The 20,129-nt window shown below is 61.0% G+C and carries 14 protein-coding genes; 11 read left to right on the top strand and 3 right to left on the bottom strand.

Going from position 1 to position 20,129, the window contains the following annotated elements; all coding sequences use genetic code 11:
- The first annotated feature begins 176 nt into the window (after positions 1 to 176).
- The 7 genes from NL114_RS21160 (at position 177) to NL114_RS21130 (ending at position 9,388) form a co-directional block, all read left to right on the top strand.
- Positions 177 to 890, top strand: a complete 714-nt coding sequence (locus tag NL114_RS21160) for a hypothetical protein (RefSeq protein WP_254824929.1) — start codon at positions 177 to 179, stop codon at positions 888 to 890.
- On the top strand, positions 890 to 1,162 hold the full coding sequence (locus tag NL114_RS21155; RefSeq protein ID WP_254824928.1) for a hypothetical protein: 273 nt from the start codon (positions 890 to 892) through the stop codon (positions 1,160 to 1,162). The genes NL114_RS21160 and NL114_RS21155 overlap by 1 nt, the downstream gene beginning before the upstream one ends.
- Positions 1,159 to 1,641: a hypothetical protein gene (locus NL114_RS21150; RefSeq protein WP_254824927.1), complete on the top strand. Its 483-nt coding sequence runs from the start codon at positions 1,159 to 1,161 to the stop codon at positions 1,639 to 1,641. The genes NL114_RS21155 and NL114_RS21150 overlap by 4 nt, the downstream gene beginning before the upstream one ends.
- Complete coding sequence (locus tag NL114_RS21145; protein ID WP_254824926.1) at positions 1,634 to 3,259, top strand: cell division protein CdpA domain-containing protein; 1,626 nt, start codon at positions 1,634 to 1,636, stop codon at positions 3,257 to 3,259. The genes NL114_RS21150 and NL114_RS21145 overlap by 8 nt, the downstream gene beginning before the upstream one ends.
- Positions 3,256 to 5,601, top strand: a complete 2,346-nt coding sequence (locus NL114_RS21140; RefSeq protein WP_254824925.1) for a VirB4 family type IV secretion system protein — start codon at positions 3,256 to 3,258, stop codon at positions 5,599 to 5,601. Before NL114_RS21145 ends, NL114_RS21140 begins: the two co-directional genes overlap by 4 nt.
- On the top strand, positions 5,601 to 7,535 hold the full coding sequence (locus tag NL114_RS21135; RefSeq protein WP_254824924.1) for a hypothetical protein: 1,935 nt from the start codon (positions 5,601 to 5,603) through the stop codon (positions 7,533 to 7,535). The genes NL114_RS21140 and NL114_RS21135 overlap by 1 nt, the downstream gene beginning before the upstream one ends.
- Positions 7,536 to 7,780: 245 nt before the next feature.
- Positions 7,781 to 9,388, top strand: coding sequence for an ATP-binding protein (locus tag NL114_RS21130; protein ID WP_254824923.1), 1,608 nt, complete (start codon positions 7,781 to 7,783; stop codon positions 9,386 to 9,388).
- Positions 9,389 to 9,649: 261 nt separating this feature from the next.
- Here NL114_RS21130 and NL114_RS21125 read toward each other — a convergent pair whose 3' ends face one another.
- Positions 9,650 to 10,534 (bottom strand): hypothetical protein, encoded by an 885-nt coding sequence (locus NL114_RS21125; RefSeq protein WP_254824922.1) that lies wholly within the window; start codon positions 10,532 to 10,534, stop codon positions 9,650 to 9,652.
- 127 nt (positions 10,535 to 10,661) lie between these two features.
- Here NL114_RS21125 and NL114_RS21120 point away from each other — a divergent pair, with 127 nt between their 5' ends.
- Together NL114_RS21120 and NL114_RS21115 are read left to right on the top strand one after the other, a co-directional pair.
- Positions 10,662 to 11,855: a competence protein CoiA family protein gene (locus tag NL114_RS21120; RefSeq protein WP_254824921.1), complete on the top strand. Its 1,194-nt coding sequence runs from the start codon at positions 10,662 to 10,664 to the stop codon at positions 11,853 to 11,855.
- A gap of 785 nt (positions 11,856 to 12,640) precedes the next feature.
- On the top strand, positions 12,641 to 13,987 hold the full coding sequence (locus NL114_RS21115; protein ID WP_254824920.1) for an orc1/cdc6 family replication initiation protein: 1,347 nt from the start codon (positions 12,641 to 12,643) through the stop codon (positions 13,985 to 13,987).
- A 545-nt stretch (positions 13,988 to 14,532) separates the two neighbouring features.
- Here the strand turns inward: NL114_RS21115 and NL114_RS21110 are convergent.
- Positions 14,533 to 14,913 (bottom strand): hypothetical protein, encoded by a 381-nt coding sequence (locus NL114_RS21110; RefSeq protein ID WP_254824919.1) that lies wholly within the window; start codon positions 14,911 to 14,913, stop codon positions 14,533 to 14,535.
- A 475-nt stretch (positions 14,914 to 15,388) separates the two neighbouring features.
- Between NL114_RS21110 and NL114_RS21105 the strand changes: the two genes are divergently transcribed.
- Together NL114_RS21105 and NL114_RS21100 are read left to right on the top strand one after the other, a co-directional pair.
- Entirely contained in the window at positions 15,389 to 16,291 is a 903-nt protein-coding gene (locus NL114_RS21105; RefSeq protein WP_254824918.1) for a hypothetical protein, read from the top strand.
- A 570-nt stretch (positions 16,292 to 16,861) separates the two neighbouring features.
- Positions 16,862 to 19,120 carry a Piwi domain-containing protein gene (locus tag NL114_RS21100; RefSeq protein ID WP_254824917.1) on the top strand — a complete coding sequence of 753 codons (2,259 nt, stop codon included), beginning with the start codon at positions 16,862 to 16,864 and terminating at the stop codon, positions 19,118 to 19,120.
- 37 nt (positions 19,121 to 19,157) lie between these two features.
- Here the strand turns inward: NL114_RS21100 and NL114_RS21095 are convergent, their stop codons facing one another.
- Positions 19,158 to 20,024 (bottom strand): hypothetical protein, encoded by an 867-nt coding sequence (locus NL114_RS21095; RefSeq protein ID WP_254824916.1) that lies wholly within the window; start codon positions 20,022 to 20,024, stop codon positions 19,158 to 19,160.
- Positions 20,025 to 20,129 lie beyond the last annotated feature (105 nt).

Here is a 20,129-nt window from a genome sequence, read left to right as displayed (position 1 = left end):
GATGGCCAGTCCCGTCCATCTCCAGTCGCTCGCACGGTACGTGAGCGACGGCTCGCTGCTCCAAGGTGGGCACGACGACGCCTGTGCGTTGCTGAAACGTACGGGCCGGCGTGTAATCGTCCAGCGAGCCTCGGCCGGGACACTGTCCACATCCAATCGTATGAGAACACCCTCCGATGCCTGAAATACAAGTTGACTGGCACTCTCAGGAAGAGGCCGACCGCCTTCGGAATCTCCGTGACCGACACGGGATGGTATGGCGCGGCGTCCTCCTCGAGGGAGCCAAACACGCAGAAAGCATAGACCTGTTCAAGGCGCTCCTGGAGCTCCATCCCGAGCTGGCGACGCCGCTACCAACCCAGCACGATGGCGTGAACCCGAAGCGAACAGCCGCCACTGAGCAACTGCGCGAACAGATACTCCAGCGCCAACACGCGCGCTCAACGACGGACCTCCCTGTATCCGCGTTCACTAACGGGGACGGGGAAGCCGACTCCGACGCCGCCGGCGACTGGAGTGGCGAGAGCGACGAGAGCGCTGCCGAGCACGAGACTGAGACCGATGCCGACCCCCGCACGGGGAACGGTGACGGCACACAGTCCATCGACGTGACATCGGCTGTCGCCCGGATGCAACAGGCTCGCACCGCCCGCACCCACCATGTGCAACGGCCGGTGGCGGCCGAAGGCACCCGAGCACGTGAATATGAGCGGTGGGACGTTGCCGAGGCACGGACCGTCGACGCTGACGGTGACGGTGCTGAATCGCTCCATCCGTTCGATGCTCACGATGACGTCGAAGACGCGGCTCGTCACCCCGACGAGGAAGAAGACGAGGACGTTATCGACCCGCACTATGATTACGGGTATGCCGACGGAGGCGGCTACTGATGAGCCGGACGAAGGGTCCGGTCACGCGTATCTCCATCCCGTCGGATGAGGAGTATCAGTGGCTCGACGCGATTCGTGAGGATCTCGGCCTGACGTGGCGCGGGATGATGCTGAAAGCCGAACAGCGGTTGCTCGCCGCCGAGCGTACCTGGCCGGCAGAGTTCCAAACTCCCAGGAATACGATACTCGTCGAACCGGACTCGGAAGCCGACACAGATTCGGCTTCGTCTTCGCTCGAAGATGAGGCCGAGGGGACGGAGGGGAGCGCATGAGCAAGGACATCCCGATGGCGTCGCACCTGCTCGCCTCGAAGATGTTCGGCGTGTCGGCCCGGAAACTGGCCGAGTCGATGGGGCCACCCCTTATTGTACCGATCATCCTCTACACGATCGGCCTTCCGCTGATCGTGACGGCGCCGTTCGTGCTACTCGGCGGTATCGTCGGGTACGCGATCTATATCAAAACCCCACCGGGGCAGCGTCCACTGCGGTATGCGGCGGCGCTGGCTCGGCACTTCCGTGGCCGGACGGGCTACGTCTGGAAGCCACCGGAACCTGGCGAGCACGATATCGCCTACCACGAACCTTTCGAGGGTTGGATTACGGGACGCCCCACACCGGCCGGCGAGGATGTGGACGAGACTGACGATAGTGCGGAGATGGATGCGGACACGGACGCGAGTGCGGATGCTGGCCCCGATGCGGATTGGCCGGTTGCGACCGCGATGACGAACGGAGACCTACATGACTGACTACGAAGACGCCGGTTCGACGCTGGATCTCATGGACTTCAAGAACGTCCGTGACGGGGGCGTCGTTGAAACGCCTACGACCTATGCCATGCTCGTCCGGGTGCAACCACGGGAGTGGCTCATCCTCTCTGAAGAGCACCAGGAGAGCCTCTACCACTCGTTTATGACGTTCCTGCGTGGGGTTCAGTTTCCCACGCAAATCCTCTCAGTGACCACTTCGTACGACCCGGAACCGTACCTCGAGCGATTCGAGAACATCGAACGCCCACTCATCGGGTCGGGAGATGGCGACATCGAGAGCGACGAGCTTGATGAATCACCGTTGCTCGACTATGGCCGGAAATACCACGCACAGTGGCTCCGGAACGTCGTCGAGGTAGCCGAGATCCGCGACCGTGACTTCTACGTTGCCGTCTCCGTCGCAAAGGACGAGGACGCTGATGATGGGCTTGTGACCCAGATTCGCGGGTTCCTTCCCGGAGGGAACGATATCGAGGCCGAGAACGAGGCCGCATGCATCGAGGAAGTGAAGGCCCGCGCCCAGCGTGTTGCCTCGAAACTCCCACAGACGCAGGTGAAAACCGAGATTCTCGACACCCGCCCGGCCGTTCTCGAGGTCCTCTACGAAGTGTACCACGGCGAAAAGCCGCCGATTTCGTTCACACAGGGGAACTACACGACTCCGAGCGAGAACGTCCAAGCGGTCGCTGATGAGGCGTACAACGTCGAAGAAGCGACACAGGCCGAAACGAACGAGGATGGCGAGTTCGAGTTCGACCGCGTCTCGCACGAGTATCCAGAGAGTACGCCCGAGCCGGAGGCCGAACCACTCGCGCCGGTCGGCGATGGTGGGTACGCCCACCCGGATTTCGTCGAGCGCATCTCGAAGTCGCGTATCCTTCGCTGGTATGTACGGAATATCGGGCCGGTAGGCCACGGTCCACGCCCGGTGGTTCCTCGGTCGATTTTCGCCGGCGTCTTCCTCGGGCTCCTCGGGTTCGCGCTCGGGGGCGGGGCACTCGGCGGGTTCGTCTGGTCGATGGAGTCCATCGAACGGAGGACGGAAATCTACTGGCTGGCTCGGACGGCGTCGTTCGCGACGGGTGCGGCGAGTCTCCCGGTGTTCCTGTTGAGTCTCGTCGTACTCTTCCCGTCGGGGCGGAAGACGAAGGGGCTCGCAGTCGCGGGGCTCGCAATCGCTGGCTGTGCAATCAGCCTGTTCCTCGCGGCGTATCCTTACGATTGGGACTCGAACGCGTCCATCACGACGCTCACGGTCGAAGTGTACGCGGCGGGGATTTTCGCCCTGCTCGTGGCGGTCGTCCTCGCGGTGCGCTCGCGGCAGAAGATCGATCTCTCGAGTCTCGCCACGGTTGACCCCGACCTCAACGCTGCCCTCGACGCTGACGCGGATGTGCTTACGGACGGTGGGCCTACTACGGCTGGGTCGGAAGGCAATGCCGAGACGGGTGTCGATGAACAGAACGATGCCAGCCCGACCGCTGCTGAAGCCGGTGGTGACCGCCCCGGTGACGGTGACAATCACGCGGTTGACGACGACTCGCTCGCGTCGGCGGAATCGGAGACGGTCGGCGAGCGAACCGAGGCCGAACAATGAATCCCCTCCACAAACTCCTCGACCGAAACGGTACTGAAGAAGATACCACTGAACGCATCCCGATCGACGACCTCTCCGGCGAGGAGACCCAGCTCGCGCTCAAGTACCTGGACCTCCTCAACCGGGACGCGACACGGAAGAACATCGAGTGGGCGGCCTACCAACTGCAGGCCGATGAGGTGCCGCTTATCTCGGCCGTCGAGTCGCTCGAAGAGCGCGAGAAACTGGACAAGAAACTCGTCGCACCACGCGCGATGGAGCGCCACCCGACGTTCCAGATTCGCGAGGAGAAGATCACGCAGATTCTGACCGTCACGGGGTTCCCTCGGAAGGTGAACCTCGGATGGTTGGTCCCGCTGACCATCGCTGACGTCGACCTGCGGCTCTCGCTGCACATCACGCCGCGCAACGCTGCAAAGACGCGCCAGCAACTCCAGCGGCGCTACACGCAGACGACGACCGCGCTCACACTCAAGAGCCGGAAGGGACGGACGGACACCCAGCAGGACGAACTCGAACGCGACGACCTCCTGCGTATCCTTCAAGACGTGATTCGGGGGACGACGAAGGTGTACGATATCGCGATTTACATGGAGTTGATCGCGGACTCCCACGAGGAACTCGAGGAAATGCGTGAGCGCGTCGATACCATCCTTGCGGAGCAGGACGTCGAAACGACGGTCCTCCACCACCAGCAAATCGAGGGGAACGGAACCATCGTGCCGCTAGCGACGGACACAGTCAAGAACGTCCACCCGATCCAGTTGGAGGCGCTGGCGACGCTATTCAACCTCGTCGAGCCACCGATATACGACGCGGACGGCATCATGATGGGCTTCGACGACACCTCGCGGCCGGTCATCATCGACCGCTACGCCCACTCCGGGTTCGGGATGGTCATCTCGGGCAAGACGGGGTCGGGGAAGTCCTACGCCCGGAAGCTCGAAATCTATCGCCGGCTTCTCGCCGACCCGACGGTTCAGTGTATCCTGTTCGACCCAGCGGGTGACGACTACCCGTTCTTCGCGAAGAAACTCGGTGGAGAGGTCATCCGCTTCGGTGGGGCACAGAAGGTGAACCCGATGGATATCTCGCCACCGTCGGGCGAGGCGGGCGCATCCGAGGACACCTACCCACTGACGGTTCGCTCGGTCGTGGAGATGCTGAATACGCACTACGAAGACCGGGGGGGCCTCCCCGCTGCGGAAGAGGGGATGTTGATTCAGGCGACGCATTACGCGTATCTCTCGAAGGGGATCGTCCTCGGCGAGTATGAGTCGTACGCGAACGAGTCGCCCACCATCGACGACCTCATCCGGGGCGTCCAGGTCATCACCCACGGTGGATTCATGCCCGCGCTCGAGGAGGGCCTCGTCGACGAGGCTGAGCTCGATCATTTCCAAGCTATGGGCATCCTCTCGGAGGAGGGTGAGCCGCTGACGGAGACGCACATCTCGGTCCCGATGGCGGTGTTCACGCCGTCGGAGAAGCATCAAGAGGTTGCACGGGCGCTTGAACCGAAATTCGAGTCGTTCAAACCAGGGGGTATCAACCACAACCTGAACGGGCAGACGAACCTCGAACTGAACTCGCGGCTGGTCGTGATGGACATGAGTTCGTTCGCAGACACGGGCGAGATGCCGCTCATCCTCCACGCGATGTTGCAGTGGGCGTACCTCGAAGCGAAGCGTTCGCCGAACCGTTTCGATGTCACGTTCGACGAGGCGCACTATCTCCTGGGTCGCGAGTCCACGAGGGACCTGATCAACCTCTTCATCCGCCACGCTCGCCACTACGACGCGGGCCTGACGCTGATGAGTCAGACCGCACACGAGTTCCTGCGGACGGACGCGCGCCGCGAGATTTACGAGAACTGTGACATCAAGATGCTGTTCTACGCGCAGTCCGTCTCGGACGCGACGAAGGAGTATTTCGACCTCTCGCCGGCAGAGGTGAAGTACCTCCAGTCCGCACCGCGTGGACAGGAATCGGGGTACTCGGGCTGTCTGCTCTCGACGACGAAGCACGGTCGTCGTCGCCTCGAGGTTCACTCGGGTGAGTTCGAGCACTACATGATCGACAACGACCTCGACCCGTGGGACTTCATCGAGGAGATGGAGGGTGTCGGTGCACCTCGCCCTGCCGAGGGGGACGCGGGTGGGTTGCCCGGTGATTCTGAGCTGACGCTGACGGATATGCCGGATATTACGAACCGCGAGTTGGACATGGAGCTCTCGAAGGAATTCGCACGCGACCGAGAGCGGCCGGAGCCGTCGCCGGAGACCACGATGGGTGGTGACTCCGCGTCGGATGTCCCAGCATCGGGGTCTGGTGATCGCTGATGGCACTCAGTCTCGCAGTACTGCTCGCGGTTACGCCGCTGCAGTTAGCAGGGGGGTGGCCCGACTCGGTCGCGGAAGCCATCTGGGGATGGTTTACTGAGACGCTTGGAGGAGCCGCGGATGGCCTCTCGACATCACTCACGGACAAACTCATCGAGGGTCTGCTGAAAGTCCCGAACCCGTACGGATCCGCATCTGCGGGTGAGGCGTGGACGGGGATGTTCGAGATATCGTTGGTCTTGCTCCCAATCATGATTGCGCTCGCGCTTATCGCGTGGCCGTTCAGTGAGGACCGCGAATCCGGGCTGATGGAGCTCGTCGTCCGAACGGTAATGGTCTTGTTGCTCATCGGTGTGTCCCAGCCAGCCTGGGGCTTCGCGATTGACGCGACAAACGCCGTCACGGTCGCTATCCTAGATCTCGATCCCGGTGCGGGCGAAGTCAACTACGGATACGGGAACGGGCTTCTGGGTGCGGCTAAGGAAGCGCCGACGTTTGCGCTGAAGTTCATCGTATCGATTATCGCGGCGATTCTGTCAGTCCTAGCGCTGCTGCTGGCGTTGTTTTTCCTGTTGCTGCGCTGGTTCATGATCTGGATGGCCTACGTCGGGACGCCATTCTTCGCGGTGGTCTGGTTCGTGGGGCGCGGCCCGTTCAAGTCGGTCGGGAGTGTCGGGGCAACGTACATGCGGATGGGCGTCTTCTCGCTGTTAGCCGGACCGATTATCGCCATCCTCGTGTTGACCTTCCAGGTCATCGAGCATGGGGCGATCCTCCAGGCGACAGGCGGGAGTTCCGACACGGCGGCCGGGCAGATCCAGAACGCGGCGGGCGAGGTTGGCCTCATTTTCGCCGAGCTCGCACTGATGCTCATCTTCCCGGTGCTGCTCATCGTGACGATCTGGAAGCTTATCTCGTGGGCTGGCAAGCCCATCGGGGCGGGCGAGGCGGCGGCCGTCGCGACGATGGCTGTCACGGCGGCGGTCGGTGGCGCGGTCGCCGGTGCGGTCGGTGGCGGTGGAGCGGCATCCGGTGGCGCAGCTAGCGGGTCCGGGGGCGGTGCTGCTGCCGGCGGGTCCGGTGGAAGCACGGCTGGCGGTGCAGCGGCCTCCGGCTCGGACTCGAGCGCCGGCGCGGGTGCGAGCGCGGGGAGTGCGGGAAGCGCGAACGTCGGCGTTGGCGGGTCGGGGCTCTCGAGCCGCCTAACGACGCGTGCGAAAGACACTGCCGGCAGGGTGAAGCAGGGTGTTCACCAAGCGGCGGCACACCGTATCGACCATGTCGGGACGTCCCAGAAGCTGGACGAGGCACAGTCCAATCTCGCCGCAGCGCAGACGGACGAACAGGCGGCCCGTTCGCAGGCCAAGTTCATCCAGAACGCGATGGGCTCCGACCAGATGGAGATGGCTGAGGCGAAAAAGCAGAGTTTCCTCGATTCCGAGCCGATGGAAAGCCAGACGCCGAAATTCAAGACCGACCCCGACACCCTCCACAAGAAGATGTCGTACATGGGGACGGACGGTGTGCCTCGAACGGTCAACCTCACACAGAAGTACAAGCAGGCGAAGGCCCAGCAGCAGGACGCTGGCCAGCGCGTCGAAGAGTCTGAGGCTGCCGTCTCGAAAATTTCCTCGCAGAAGCGCCGGGCAGGCGTTGGAAAGGCCGTCGGCAGGAAGGGTGTTGGTGGCACGGCGAGGGCCGGGAAGTTCGCGACCAAGACCGGTGCGGCCGCGATAGTCGGCGGAGTCGGCGGGAACTCCTACCTCGCGTACTCGATGGGCCGCCGAATTGGGCAGCCGATGATCGGCTCAAACGGGCCGAAAGAGAGTCCGAACCAGAACCGCCAATTCTCGGAGTTCGGGATGGCGACTGCTGGACAGGCACCCAAGAGTAACAACCTCGGGACCGAGAATTCGGAGGGAGGGAATCTCTAGACGCGTCTAATCGGAGCAGGAGTGATATCACAGGGAACCCCTGGGTGAGGCGACATCTCTGGTGGTCGTTCTCCGGCTCTCGGCGCAGGCTCTTCCGCCGCTGTAGCGCGAGATGTTAAATACGAGTACCAGCCTAATAGGGAGAGATACCCCGAATCTCGGGGTCACAAGCCCATCGACACGGTGCGGGACAGAGACTCGAGAACTACCCCCCAACCAAACCACGGCATCACCTAAACAGACTCATGCCAACAAATATCATCAACGCACTTACCCATACCTCCCTCGGCATCATCGTTATCGCCGACTTCGGGTACGTGCTCCTCCGATCTCGGAACGGGTTCCCCAAGTACGGTCCTATAGGCCGCGTCCTCGAGTCTGTACTCATTTCTATACCCGCAACGTGGTGGCTGGTAAGTTCCTTATCTACGTACGACCCTAGAGGAGCAGGGATACGAGCCGCAATAGCGGTTGGTCTCATCGTAGTACCCCTCTGCTTCGCTATCAGCAAAATTACTGGAAGAAGCCTCTATCCGCCGATTGCAGCCGGGTGGCTAGCTTCCCTCCCCGGATTCTTCGTGGTCGCTATTGTGATGCTGGTATTGAGCATCCTACCTTGGATCACTCTGACCTGGACCAGCAGCATATTCACCGCTCTGTACGGGCTCACGATTGCTGGAGGGGCGTATCTAGCCCTCGAAGCCATCGACGTAGATCGCGATAATGGCGTAAATCGCTTCGAGCGTGAACGGATTTCCCTCCCAGAGGACAACGCTGCGAACAAAGCTTGGTCCTCGAACAGCGCTAATGCGAGCGCGAATGATTCCGTCGTCGAGGAGAGTACGACGATCGGCGGGCCGACCCATACGACGAATCACTATCACGGTCAGTGGCATGATACCGCCTCGGAGTATGATCTGTCGTCACGGATGTACGGTTGGGAGCGTTCAATCACGACCTTCGACGATATCGGGGGATACTCCGACGTGAAAAATGGTCTCTCCGATGAGGTCGTTGACCCGTTGGTGTCGGCTCGGACGGGTGACGACCGCTTCTCACGGTTCGGCATCGAGCCCGAGCGCGGCGTCCTCCTGTATGGCCCGCCGGGGACGGGCAAGACGATGTTCGCGCGGGCACTTGCTGGCGAGCTGGACGTGCCGTTCGTCGAACTCTCGCCTGCTGACATCACGAGTATGTGGGTGAACGAGAGTTCTGACCACGTCAAGACGCTTTTCGACGAGGCCAGCGATCTCGGGGAATGTATCATCTTCCTCGATGAGGCCGAACACCTCTTCGGGGCTCGCGAGCACACGGCCAAGAGCGCTCACGCCGAGGATCGAAAGGTCACGAGCGAGTTCCTTGCACAACTCACGCGGGAAGACCGGCGGGCCATCGTCGTGGCGGCGACGAACCGGCCGGGAGATATCGACCGGGCGATTCTCCGTCCGGGGCGTCTGACGGCACACTTCGAGGTGGGTATCCCGGACGAGGAGGCGCGTCACGCTATCCTGAGCGTCAACCTCAAGGGTGTCCCTTCGTCGCTGTCGGGCGATGAGTACGCCGAAATCGCGACGCATTCCGAGGGACTGACGGGGGCTGATCTCGTCTCCTTGGTGGCACAGGCCCGCCGGCGGGCGGCTCAACGGGATGCGAGGGCGGTCACACGTGAGGACTTCCCCTCGAATGCGGATCTTAAGGAACTCGCGGCGAATCTAACGCCGAAGACGGACGACCTCCCCGACGTCGACGCGGAGGAAAGTGGTTCTGAGAGCGACCTCGAAGGTGAGCGTCGCCCATCTCCCGAGACGGCTGCGCGGGGTGAGGCGGATGACGACCCGGCACTCGGCTACTAGTGACGCCCTTCGTCTCCATCTGACTGGAATTTCGGGGGGCACTACTCGTCGAGATGGTCTGAGCAGAGAGCGACGGCGCCGTGGGGGAGTGTCCTACATTACAGTCGACTGGCCAAGTGTTATGTAGGACGAGCACCGGCCTATCCGGCCGCTACTCGGCTCTCCCCACCGCTGTGCCTCGGCAGCGCAGTGGAGTACAGTACGGTCTACCCCGAGTCCCTCGATTCAGTTCTGATATGATGAGGACTACGTCGTGGAGCGTCAGGCAATGCGAGTGCCGTCAGGAAGCGGTACACTCCGCGGACCGGGTTCGGCCATAACGATGTCGTCGTGGGGAGCCGACCGAACGACGAAGGTACAGGCGACGATGGGATCGAGTTCCTCCATGAACTCGGGCTCTGTCCGGTAGAAGATAAACGCGAGTTCGGCAATCTGCTGGACTTCAGCGCGGATCACGGCCGAATCGATGCCGGGGAGCAAGCAGTCTTCGAGGCCGAGGTCGTAGCGGTCGAACGTGAGGTCGGCACCGTCAGGGATGTACCGAGGGAGATCACTCACGCCAGCACCGTCGCTGTAGTCGGCGCCGTACTCCTGGTCGTACTCGTGCCTTGACTCGTGCTGATCGTCGATCTCGTCGACGCCGAACGAGGTGGGAGACATCGGGTTGGGGTGCCCGGTGGCGGGGCCCTCGAACTCGGGCATGGCGATTCCGATGGCGTCGGTGAGTATCGTTTGTGCGTAAGGACCGCTGAAGAACAGGAGGTCCCCGAGGCGGTTACGGCCGGTGACGCGGTCGACATCAAGGACCTCGAAGCGTTCGGCTTGTGGCACGAGCTGGTCGAGGAGGAAGTGGCCGTTGTTGGCAGCCGAGATGGCGAGTTGGAATTCATCGAGGGCGCGGGCGACGATTGTGACGTACTCGGTGGGGTAGCCGAGGTCGGTGACAGCGTGGTAGATATTCGTGGCGGTGACGGGAGAGTACAGCGACGTGGTAGAGGGTGCGTTGGTATCGAACGGGGACTCGTTTGAGGAAGGAACAGTCATGCTCGGACAGTGTAACCGCGTTATTGTTTCTAAATTCCCGCAGGAAAACGAGGGGTACAGTCTGGTGACCTCCTCCCCGTCGTAACCGATGAGGCTTCCCACGGCACCGCTGGTCGCCTCACTGCCGCGAAAATTATTCCGCCCAGGAGGCACGATTTTAGTTCCGCTACGGTTGCCGTAGACTGAAGCTAAGTGCGCCGAGACGGAGTAGAACGTTGGAGATAGACCGATGCCAGTATTCGGAATCTACCAGGGGAATCGAAGGCACGTGAGCGAAGTTCCATTCCGAGAGGACACACAATGTCCCGAATGCGGCGGCCGGCTCAGGAAATGGCGTGAGGCCTCCGACGGCACGATTCCTCATTTCAAACACACTGATGCGATGGGCCACGGCGAAGGAGGCAGAGGCAGTTCGTCGGCTTGCATTACGGTCGCGGAATCCGAGGAGCACAAACACTGGAAGCACCTCGCCGAAGCGAAACTTCGAGCACTATTCGGAGAGCGCCTCGAGTTCCTCGGTCAAGAGTATCGACTGGAAGCACCCGTTTCTGGAAAGGAACATAGAGATGCCGATGTGGCTGCGCGGTTCGTCGACCGCGACGAGCAGTTTGGGGAGGGACTTGCTATCGAAGTCCAGCACAAGAACGTCTCAAAAGATATCCAAGGGACGACAGATGACTACGTCGCGCAGGATTTCGCAGTAGCATGGCTTGATTCGAACGACTTCGGTCGGTACAAGTGCAAACTGGATGAAACTGATCTGAGACATAGAACTCGACAAGCCGTCTGGCCAGAGCGAGTTCCTCCCCGGTCGCAGTGGGGATCGGCTCCGGCGAGCTATCGAGAACTGATGCAATCACGGAGTGTCGATAAGTTGCTGAAAAAATATGAGCAAGGGGCCCCTGCGACGCTGCCACTGGAGTGGCACGACGAACAGGCACGCAGAATCTGGCGAACACAGGATTGGGAGAGCTTGTTCAGCCGGTCGGACGTACCGAGATGGATACTCCGAGGATTGGTCTCCACACAGTCGCACGGCCCGCTCCCACATCCGACACTACCACCTGTATTTGCCGATCAGATGGCGGCAACGCTATGGAACGCGCACCCTTGGAAACAGAAATTCGAACCCGCAGAGGACTACCTATCAGATATCACGGAAGGGAGATCGCGTCGAACTGCGGAAGTGGCTTTCGCGCCCTGGTTCGATGAGGAGACCTGGAAACGGTGGTGGCGTGACGGAGCAGTCTATCATGACCACAAGCTGGCTGAGGTTATCGTGAGGTTGAACACGGAGAACGCCTCCCGCCGGTGTACTGACTGTGGTGAGCCTGCGGTGTACAATATTATCGAAAAGGAGCTCGGATACAACGGGTTCTACTGTGGGGACTGTGCGGAATTCGTGACGGAAGAAGAACCGTAGCTGAGGAGCGTGATTCTCAACGGGAGTGAGGTGCGGTGGTAGATTATCGGGTCAGTTACCCCACGTCACTGGCAAAAAGAGTTGTCATGGGGTAACTCGTGTGAACGAGTGGGACAAAGCTGGCTATGGAGTCCACCCCCCGTGTGCAAGATGAAACATCCACCCCCACACCCCGTGTGCGAGATGAAATCGATTCGACGGGAAGGGCTCACAGACGAGTCCCGGATCGGAAAGAAACTCGAGGAGAGCTGGAATCAGCAGTAAAGACGGGATTAGAGGCCAGATAAGACGAGAGGACTTATTGGAAGACCTTAACGCGAGACTAAGTCGTCTCGCTCGGTTGTTCTTCCACTACGGGTCTGATTTGCGTGTATCTATTATAAATCTTTGTCAGACATAGGAGCTATTGTGCGATTCGCTCTCTATGAGTTACACCGCTTCATATCGACTCTTTAGCCCGTTCACGCCCCACTCTCCATAGGGTCCCCCTCCTTCTCCAGGGCCAATTTCATCTCGCACACGGGGTGTGGGGGTTGCCTCCCGACTCCCATCCCCATAGTTTCTCATCGGGTTGAGTACCCACCGGAAATCATACCATCTCAAACTCGCTTCGCCTTCGATTTCATCTCGCACACGGGGTGTGGTCCGAGGATTTGACTTTGCCCAGGGTCAAGGATGATTTGTAGGCCCCACGTCGCGTTAGGTCTCTATCTGCTCAATACGGCTGATTTAATCTCGCACGCGGTGCCCATACCTATTTATTGGTTCAGCTACACACCGAGCACATGGCCGACGGCGACGACCAACAGTCCCTCTCACAATCGATCAAGGGGCGCCTCCAGCAGGGCGTCCAGAACTCCGTCTTCCGAGATAAGGGACTGCTCGACCCTGACGCCGTCATCGACGAAGACCGAATCGTCGGTCGTGACGAACAGCTGGACGATATCATCACGTACCTCCGTCCGGCACTGCAGGGGAACCGTCCGCCCAATATGCTGCTGTACGGTCCATCCGGGACTGGAAAGTCGCTTATCATTAACGCCGTCTGCCAACAGGTCCTCGAGCTCGCGAACTCCCAGGACAACCAGTTCGGTGTCATCAAAATCAACTGCCAGACGATCAAATCACACGACCGAGCTGTCTACCGACTCGTCGAGAACGCCGCTATCGAGGCCGGGGTCGAAGTCGGCGTCCCCGAGAGCGGGATTTCTACCGATCAGAAACTGAAACGGTTTTACGAGATTCTCAGCACGGAGTTCGATTCAGTCATCATCATCCTTGACGAGGTTGACCTACTCGTTGGCCGGCAGCGTGATCCAAGCGATGACCCTGCGTACTCCAAGCTGCTGTATCAGCTGTCCCGTGCGTCACAGCTGGGGCGTATCGAGGGACACGTCTCCGTCGCCGCTCTCACAAACGACCCACGATTCATGGAAGAACTCGACGGCCGAGCAGAGAGTTCGTTCAATCCACAGGATGTCGTCTTCCCCGACTACGATGCGAATCAACTCCAGGCTATTCTCGAGCGTCGACGGGACGCGTATCAAGATGACGTCCTTGAGGACGGCATTATTCCGCTCAGTGCCGCTTTCGCGGCACAGGACCACGGCGACGCGCGAAAAGCCATTGATCTCTTCCGCAAAGCTGGCGAGATCGCGGATCGTGGAGGCGAGGATTTCGTTCGTGAGGAACACGTCCGGGGAGCCCAGGAAGAGGCAGAACGTGATCGAACGTTGACCCAGATGCAGGGGCTCTCATCGCAAAAGAAGCTGTCACTGTACGCTACTGCCATCGTTCCGATACACGCTGAGAGGAACCTGAAAGCCGTTCCCAGCACTGTCGCCTACCGCGTCTACACGTACATCGCTGACCTGCTCGACGCGGATGAGAAATCACGCGACTCCTATCTCCGGTACATGAGTGAGGCTGAGACCTACAACTTCGTGACATCCGAGAAACGAGGTCGAGGTTATGGGAGTGGTGTTCATAAGGAGTATACCTTCGTTGATGATCCCTCGGTGGTTGCAGATACTCTCGCTGATGACATTCGACTTGACGAACTCGATTATGACGAAAGTCTGATCAAATCGGTCGTGAACGCACAGGTCGACGATTTCTTCGAAGGGAACTAGCTGGAAGGTACTGCACCGGGGCTGTCGGATTTCATCTCGCACACGGGGTGTCTTTCCACCGCTGTTTTCTGACTGATGATTTACCTTTGTCTGACAATGGTGCACGAGATTTCATTTCGCACACGGGGTATCACTACTGACTCGCCTCAGCGTAGAAGCGATTCAGCCCGAGGATGAGGTAGGATTCATTTCGCACACGGGGTGAGTCGACAGCTGAAGAACCAGAGAATCACTTCGCACACGGGGGGTGACCTACTTTGAGGCCCTATACACGAAGTTGTCTTCAGCAACTCTCGTGAAATCCGGGGGGTGTACCGGTCACCTACGAAAGAAACCACGCACCAACACCCACCTACCATCACCCCAGTACCGACGGCGGCGAACGCACCACCAATCTACTCGACGAACTCAATCGACTCTCTGGCGAGCTCGGCTACCCGCCATGCTGGATAGATAAGATCTCACCTTTGATTGGACCAGATTCATCTCGCACATGGGGTGTGGTTGTTGAGTAGGAACTCTGGAATCACTTCGCACACGGAGAGTTACTGCTCTTTTGGATTCACTGGGGCAATATACTCATTCTTCCAGGAGTCCCCATCGCGCCACTGCCAGTAGTAGTACCGATACCCAGGCTTGGTTTCCTTGATGGTGATGTACGCACCACTAGCTGGAACATCTTCGTATTCCGCTGAATCTGTCGAAATATCGCGGTCATTCAGTTCCTTGAGTTCCTCGTCATCGACCGCTTCCTCCTCTCGACGTTGATTCGCCTGCATCTCCCGCTGCTCACGTCTCCACTCTGCAAGCTTGCGTGCATATGTTGCTATTGCGTCCAGTCGCTCCGGGGATTGTTTCTCGAGTGGCTCGCGAAGGTACTTCGGAAGGTCCGGTGGCGTTGGTTTCCCGACTGAGTCTTCCGCCATGGTTACCCCACTTCTCCCGATCAATATCAGTTTGTGGGGTAACTAGGACCTCGGGTACCCCCGACACAGGCCACACTCACAGTTAGAGAGCCATTATGCGATTTCCCAGTCGAAATAGAGGGGGCTCCGCACGCCTTCACCGGGACCAGTTGACACACCTCGTGAGCCACACTACTGGTTCCAGCGGAGCCGACACCGAGGAGTTCGTTACGATATGAAAGAAATCCTTCCCCGAATCGACTGCTGATATCGAGTTATCGGACGGTGATAGTCCCGGTTCAGATAACGTATTCAACGACGACTATATTGTTGGGTTTCGGTAGATCTCGATAGCCAGGGCCCTGGAGGAGCGGACGTCTGTAGTTACCCCACAGAGCAGAATTGATTGAACAACAGGGGGTAACTCTTCTCCCGAAATGCGCTGAGTGTATTCAATCGAACGAGGTTTACTTCCTCTATCTATACATCCATTCGGATGGACGACGAGGCGTTCTTTGAACAATTACGGGTAACCTGCGCAGACGCAGTTGAGGCATACCGAGCGGAATACCCGGACGCACCTCCTCTGACCGAGTCACTCCTGCAAAATCTCGGTGGTCCTCTTGCCAGCGAGGCTGACCTCTACGAACGCTTCGACGAGCTCACGCGGTTTTACGACGACCTGCTCGAGGTCGACTCCACGCCGTACCGCGACACGTGGCGCGAGCATCTCGTCTATGACTGTTCACGACGCGAACGTCTCGCGCTCCTCACGAGCGATCTGCCGGAATCGTTGACACTCGTGTTCATCGCCGGGCGGTACTCTGCCCGGACGGGCTGGATCGGCGTGAGCCCAAGGCAGCTCCCCGAGGAGACGGCATACACGTATTTAGCGTCCGAGTTGTGTCACGCCTATCAGCACCGGTTCGACTCGCCAACGTGGGCACACCCGTACCTGCAGGAGGGTTTCGAGCAGGCTGTGTCAATCCGTGCGCAAGCCTATCTCGGCACCGAACTACAGCACGACTCCCTGATCCATCTCGCCGAGAGGCAGCGGACGAAGACACTCTTGGAGGGCGTTCTTGCCCATGGAACCCGCCGGGGCGGAATCGCGTTGGCGGCCGTTCGGGAACTCGGTGTTACCGACGAGGAGCTGATTGCGCTTCGATCTCACCCTCTGTGGCGGCCTTTGGGACATTTTCGTCCACGGTATCGTTGGAGTGATGTTGCATTTCTCCCCGAATACGCCCTCTTCGGCTCATTGCTACTTGTGAGCGAGGAAGCGGGCGTGTCGGCTACCTATGCCCAGGCGTTCCACGGCGACCACTCGTGGAAGACAGTTACCGACGAAATCACCGCATCGACACCGAGCTGGCTCTGGCGTCTCTACCGTCGGTAGGCTTGACAGGGCGAATACACCCAATACGCCTACTCCGTCGGCCGCGCTATGTCGCCCGTGACGACGCGAAAGCCTGTCCTCGCGAGAGTCACACTGGTCTCGCCGAGCATCCGGAGTGGACGCTGACGGGCCTCCCACGCTTCGCGGACTACGGGCTGGACTTCATCCAGAGGCAGCCGCCCACCTACTACTTCAGCGAGTTGGCCCACCCGTCAGCCGTCACCGCCGATGAAGTCACCGACAGCGGTGCCGAGCTCGCTGGTGCGGCGGGTGAGAGTGGGGACGATGAAGCCGAAGCTGGGGAGGGACAGCCCCTACTACTGGCCCCAGGTACGAGACAGTCGGCTTCCTGGGGAAGCTGACGAACAAGCATCGGACGCTCGAACAGGAGCACTACGACGGCCACGTCGACAAACACGGCGAGCCGCCGAAGTGGAACGACAAACGGCCGAACTACTAACTAACATTTCGGTTCGAGGCCAGGGCTCTGTTGGTTAGCTTGATGCGCCCGAAAACCACTTTCACTCCGCCACCGGGCACCCTTTACCGAACGCTACCTGAATATGCGGTATGTCATCGCCAGACGGGGAGGCTGGAGAACAAGACATTGTCGGCACCGCGCCGACAGACAGCCCTGGCCCCGCCCTCTTCCTGTTCCAGGCCGACAAGCGCCTCACCGATATCACCGTCACTGAGTACCAACTCGATGTCGACGGTGGGCTCCCCCAAGACAATGACCCACAGTCGTTCACCGCCGCCGCGAAGTGGGAGTTCGGCAAGCACCACGCCACCCCACTCGCGAGCAACGGCCCGCTCAAACTGCTTGCCACCCGAAGCCTCCAGCAGACTCGTGAGGTCAAGGAACGGACTGTCACGCCCGTTGAGACCGATAGCTGGACACTGGACCCGTCGAACCCAGTCCACCGCGGCCAACTTCAGGACCTCGTGCAGGCTGATCTTCGACTGGCGATCCCATCCGCTGAGTACGACTTCCGGTTTCTGAACGACATCCGCAAGCGCGAGCCCGCCTTCGTCTCCGACTCGGGGGCGTTCGCCGCGCACCTCAACTACGACGCCTCCGTTGAGGTGACCGCCGCCGGCGTTCCGCTGCTCCAGGTTGAACTCTCGCACACCCAGCGCCCTCGGCAGACCCTCGACGAACTGGTAACCCCCGGCGACTCGGTCCCCCGGTATCGCGTCCAGCACGACCCCAGCATCTACGACGAGAAGGCCTCCGGGGTCGTGGTCGGTTGGGCCAACTGCCACTACACCGACCACGTTGAGGATATCGGCAACAGCATCGCCGGCCTCCATGAGGGCACCATCGACGAGACACTCGGCGCCCGCCTGCGGGAGGAGAATCCCCGCCTCCTTGAGGTCGACTACGGCGACTGGGTCGGCAGGCAACTCCCCCACGTCCTGACACTGACGACCTCGCTCGATCAGGTCAAAGACCAGGACTACGACTTCCATCGGCGCTTCACTAGCGAGAAGGCGCTCCAGCCGGGAGAGCGGTACCGGCACGCGGCGTCGTTCGTCCGGTCGCTTCCGCGACTCCCCACGTTCGAGGCGGCGTTCGTTCCGAAACCCGACACCCACGCCTACCGCGGCCGCTCATATCGGCGTCGGAACCGGCCGCGACTCGTCTACGCCGACGGCCACCGCGGCAGCCAGCCGCGGGAGGACCTCCCCGAATACGGCGTCTACGACGCCCCCGAGTACCGAGTCCGACTGGTCACGCCGAGTACGGACAGCTACGACGAGATCCGCACCGAACTTCCCAGGCTCATCTCGCAGGGGCTGGCTGCCATCGGCGCGCCGGCGGGGGTGACCGGCGGGGTCACCTATGACCCGGGCGACACGAGCAACTACACTGCGGCCGCCAGCAACCTTGACGAGGAGACGGATGTTGCGGTGGTGGTCGTACCACGGGCCGAGGAGGCCGCCTCGACCGACCTGTTTGACGACCCGTTCCCCGAACTCAAGCGGCGCCTGATGCGACGGGGCATCCCTACGCAGATGCTCGAGAAGCCGACCGCCGAGACGCTGGTCGGGACGAACCCGCCACCGACCGACCACACCTTCACGAACATCCTCGCCGGCATCGCGACGAAGGCCGGGGCGACCCCGTGGATGGTCGCAGATTTCCCCGGCGAAAGCGACGCTTTCCTCGGACTGGACGTTTCCCGGAAGAACGGCAAGAACGCCGGGGCCTCGGCCTCGGTCGTCCTCCCCAACGGGGCGCTGTTTGCCGCCGAGTTCACCACGTTCCAGGATGGCGAGACCTTCCGCGCCGAGGACGTGAGTACTATCGTCCGTGACCTCGTGTTCGACTTCGCCGCCGACCACGATCACACCATTTCGCACCTGACAATCCTGCGCGACGGGAAGGTGTACGAAGACGTCGAAACCATTCGGGAGGGGCTGGCGGACATGGATTTGGCTATTGATCTGGTCGGGGTCCGGAAGAGCGGCCAGCCCCGGGTCGGCCACTGGACCGGCGACGGCTGGCGCATCGCTGACAAGGGCGTCGCGTTCATTGACGAGGACCGCGACCGGTCGGTGCTCCACTCCTGGGGAATGCCCGACTGCGGTGAGGAACTCGCGACCGGCTCGCCTCAGACCGTCGGTATCCGAAAGCACTCCGGGCCAACCGACATCGTGACCCTCACCGAGCAGGCCTACTGGCTCTCGGAGATGCACTACGGGAGCCCCGCTCGCTCAACCCGACTCCCCGTCCCCATCGCATACGCGGACAAGGCCGCCGAGTACGTCCGTGAAGGCTACGCCGACAAGAACAATATCATCGACGGACCGGCCTACCTCTGAACAGCCGGCTGTCCACCAGTGAGGCTACTCGGACGCATTACCCGTCGGTGAACGGGCCCGCCCGGAGTCGGACGTTGTAGTGCTGCGGCAACTCGTCCAACGTGACCCGAGCCAACAGCGGCACGACGCGGTCGTCGTCGCTTTCGGCCAGCGCGTGCATGGCCTCGCGCTGGTGCCGGCCGAAGCTCGCGCTATCATGTTTGACTTCGAGGGGGTATATCCGCCGGAGCGCCCGCCTCTCGCGAGCGCGCCAGACGGCCGCTCGATACTCCTCAATCTCGCCACCGTCGGACTCCCACTCGGTATCGACGGCCTCGCTCGCAGCCTTCCACTCGTCGACATCGTAGATGGCGAACACGCCGTCCGGTTGCCACGAGTGCTCTGTCTCGATGGTGAGCGTCTGGAACTGGTCGAAGGACTCCCCTTGCCAGAAGGTGAGAGCCGACCGCTCGACGCCGAGCTCCCGGCAGGCGTACTGAACGATGGGTGTTGGCCGGCGCCCGACGCCGGTCAGCAGCGTCTCCGCGACACGCCCGACCTCGTTCCCTCGGGCCTGGAATCGCCACCCGTCTTCGGACGGGCCACGGTCCTCGGGTGCCGTCTCGCTCGGCCGCGTCCAGGCCAGGTAGTAGTCGTACCTATCGGGGTTCGCGTCCGCAGACTGGAGCGCGACCTGCTCGTTCGTGACGAGTGCCTCCTCGGCAGCGGCCCGCGACGGGAACCCGGCTGTTTCCCCGCTCGTCGCCTTCCGCTCCGCGAGCACGGCGTCGGTCTTGACCGCCTTCGCGGTCAGCTTGACCAGCACTCGACTGCTGCCCTCCCGCTCCTCGGTCGAGTTCGTGGCAGTCCACTTGCCCGCGGGAGTCCCATGATTATCCTTGAGCGTGGACTGTTCATCTTCCATCCATTCCGCCTCCCGAGTTCATATCGTGGCTCAAGGACGGCGAGAGCAAGAAACGGATGGACGCCTCGGCAGGTATTCGCCTCAAGACGACCCGGATGTTGGAAC

The organism is Haloglomus halophilum, assembly GCF_024298885.1.
Taxonomy (GTDB): Archaea; Halobacteriota; Halobacteria; order Halobacteriales; family Haloarculaceae; genus Haloglomus; species Haloglomus halophilum.
This window is presented reverse-complemented; position numbering and strand designations above follow the sequence as displayed.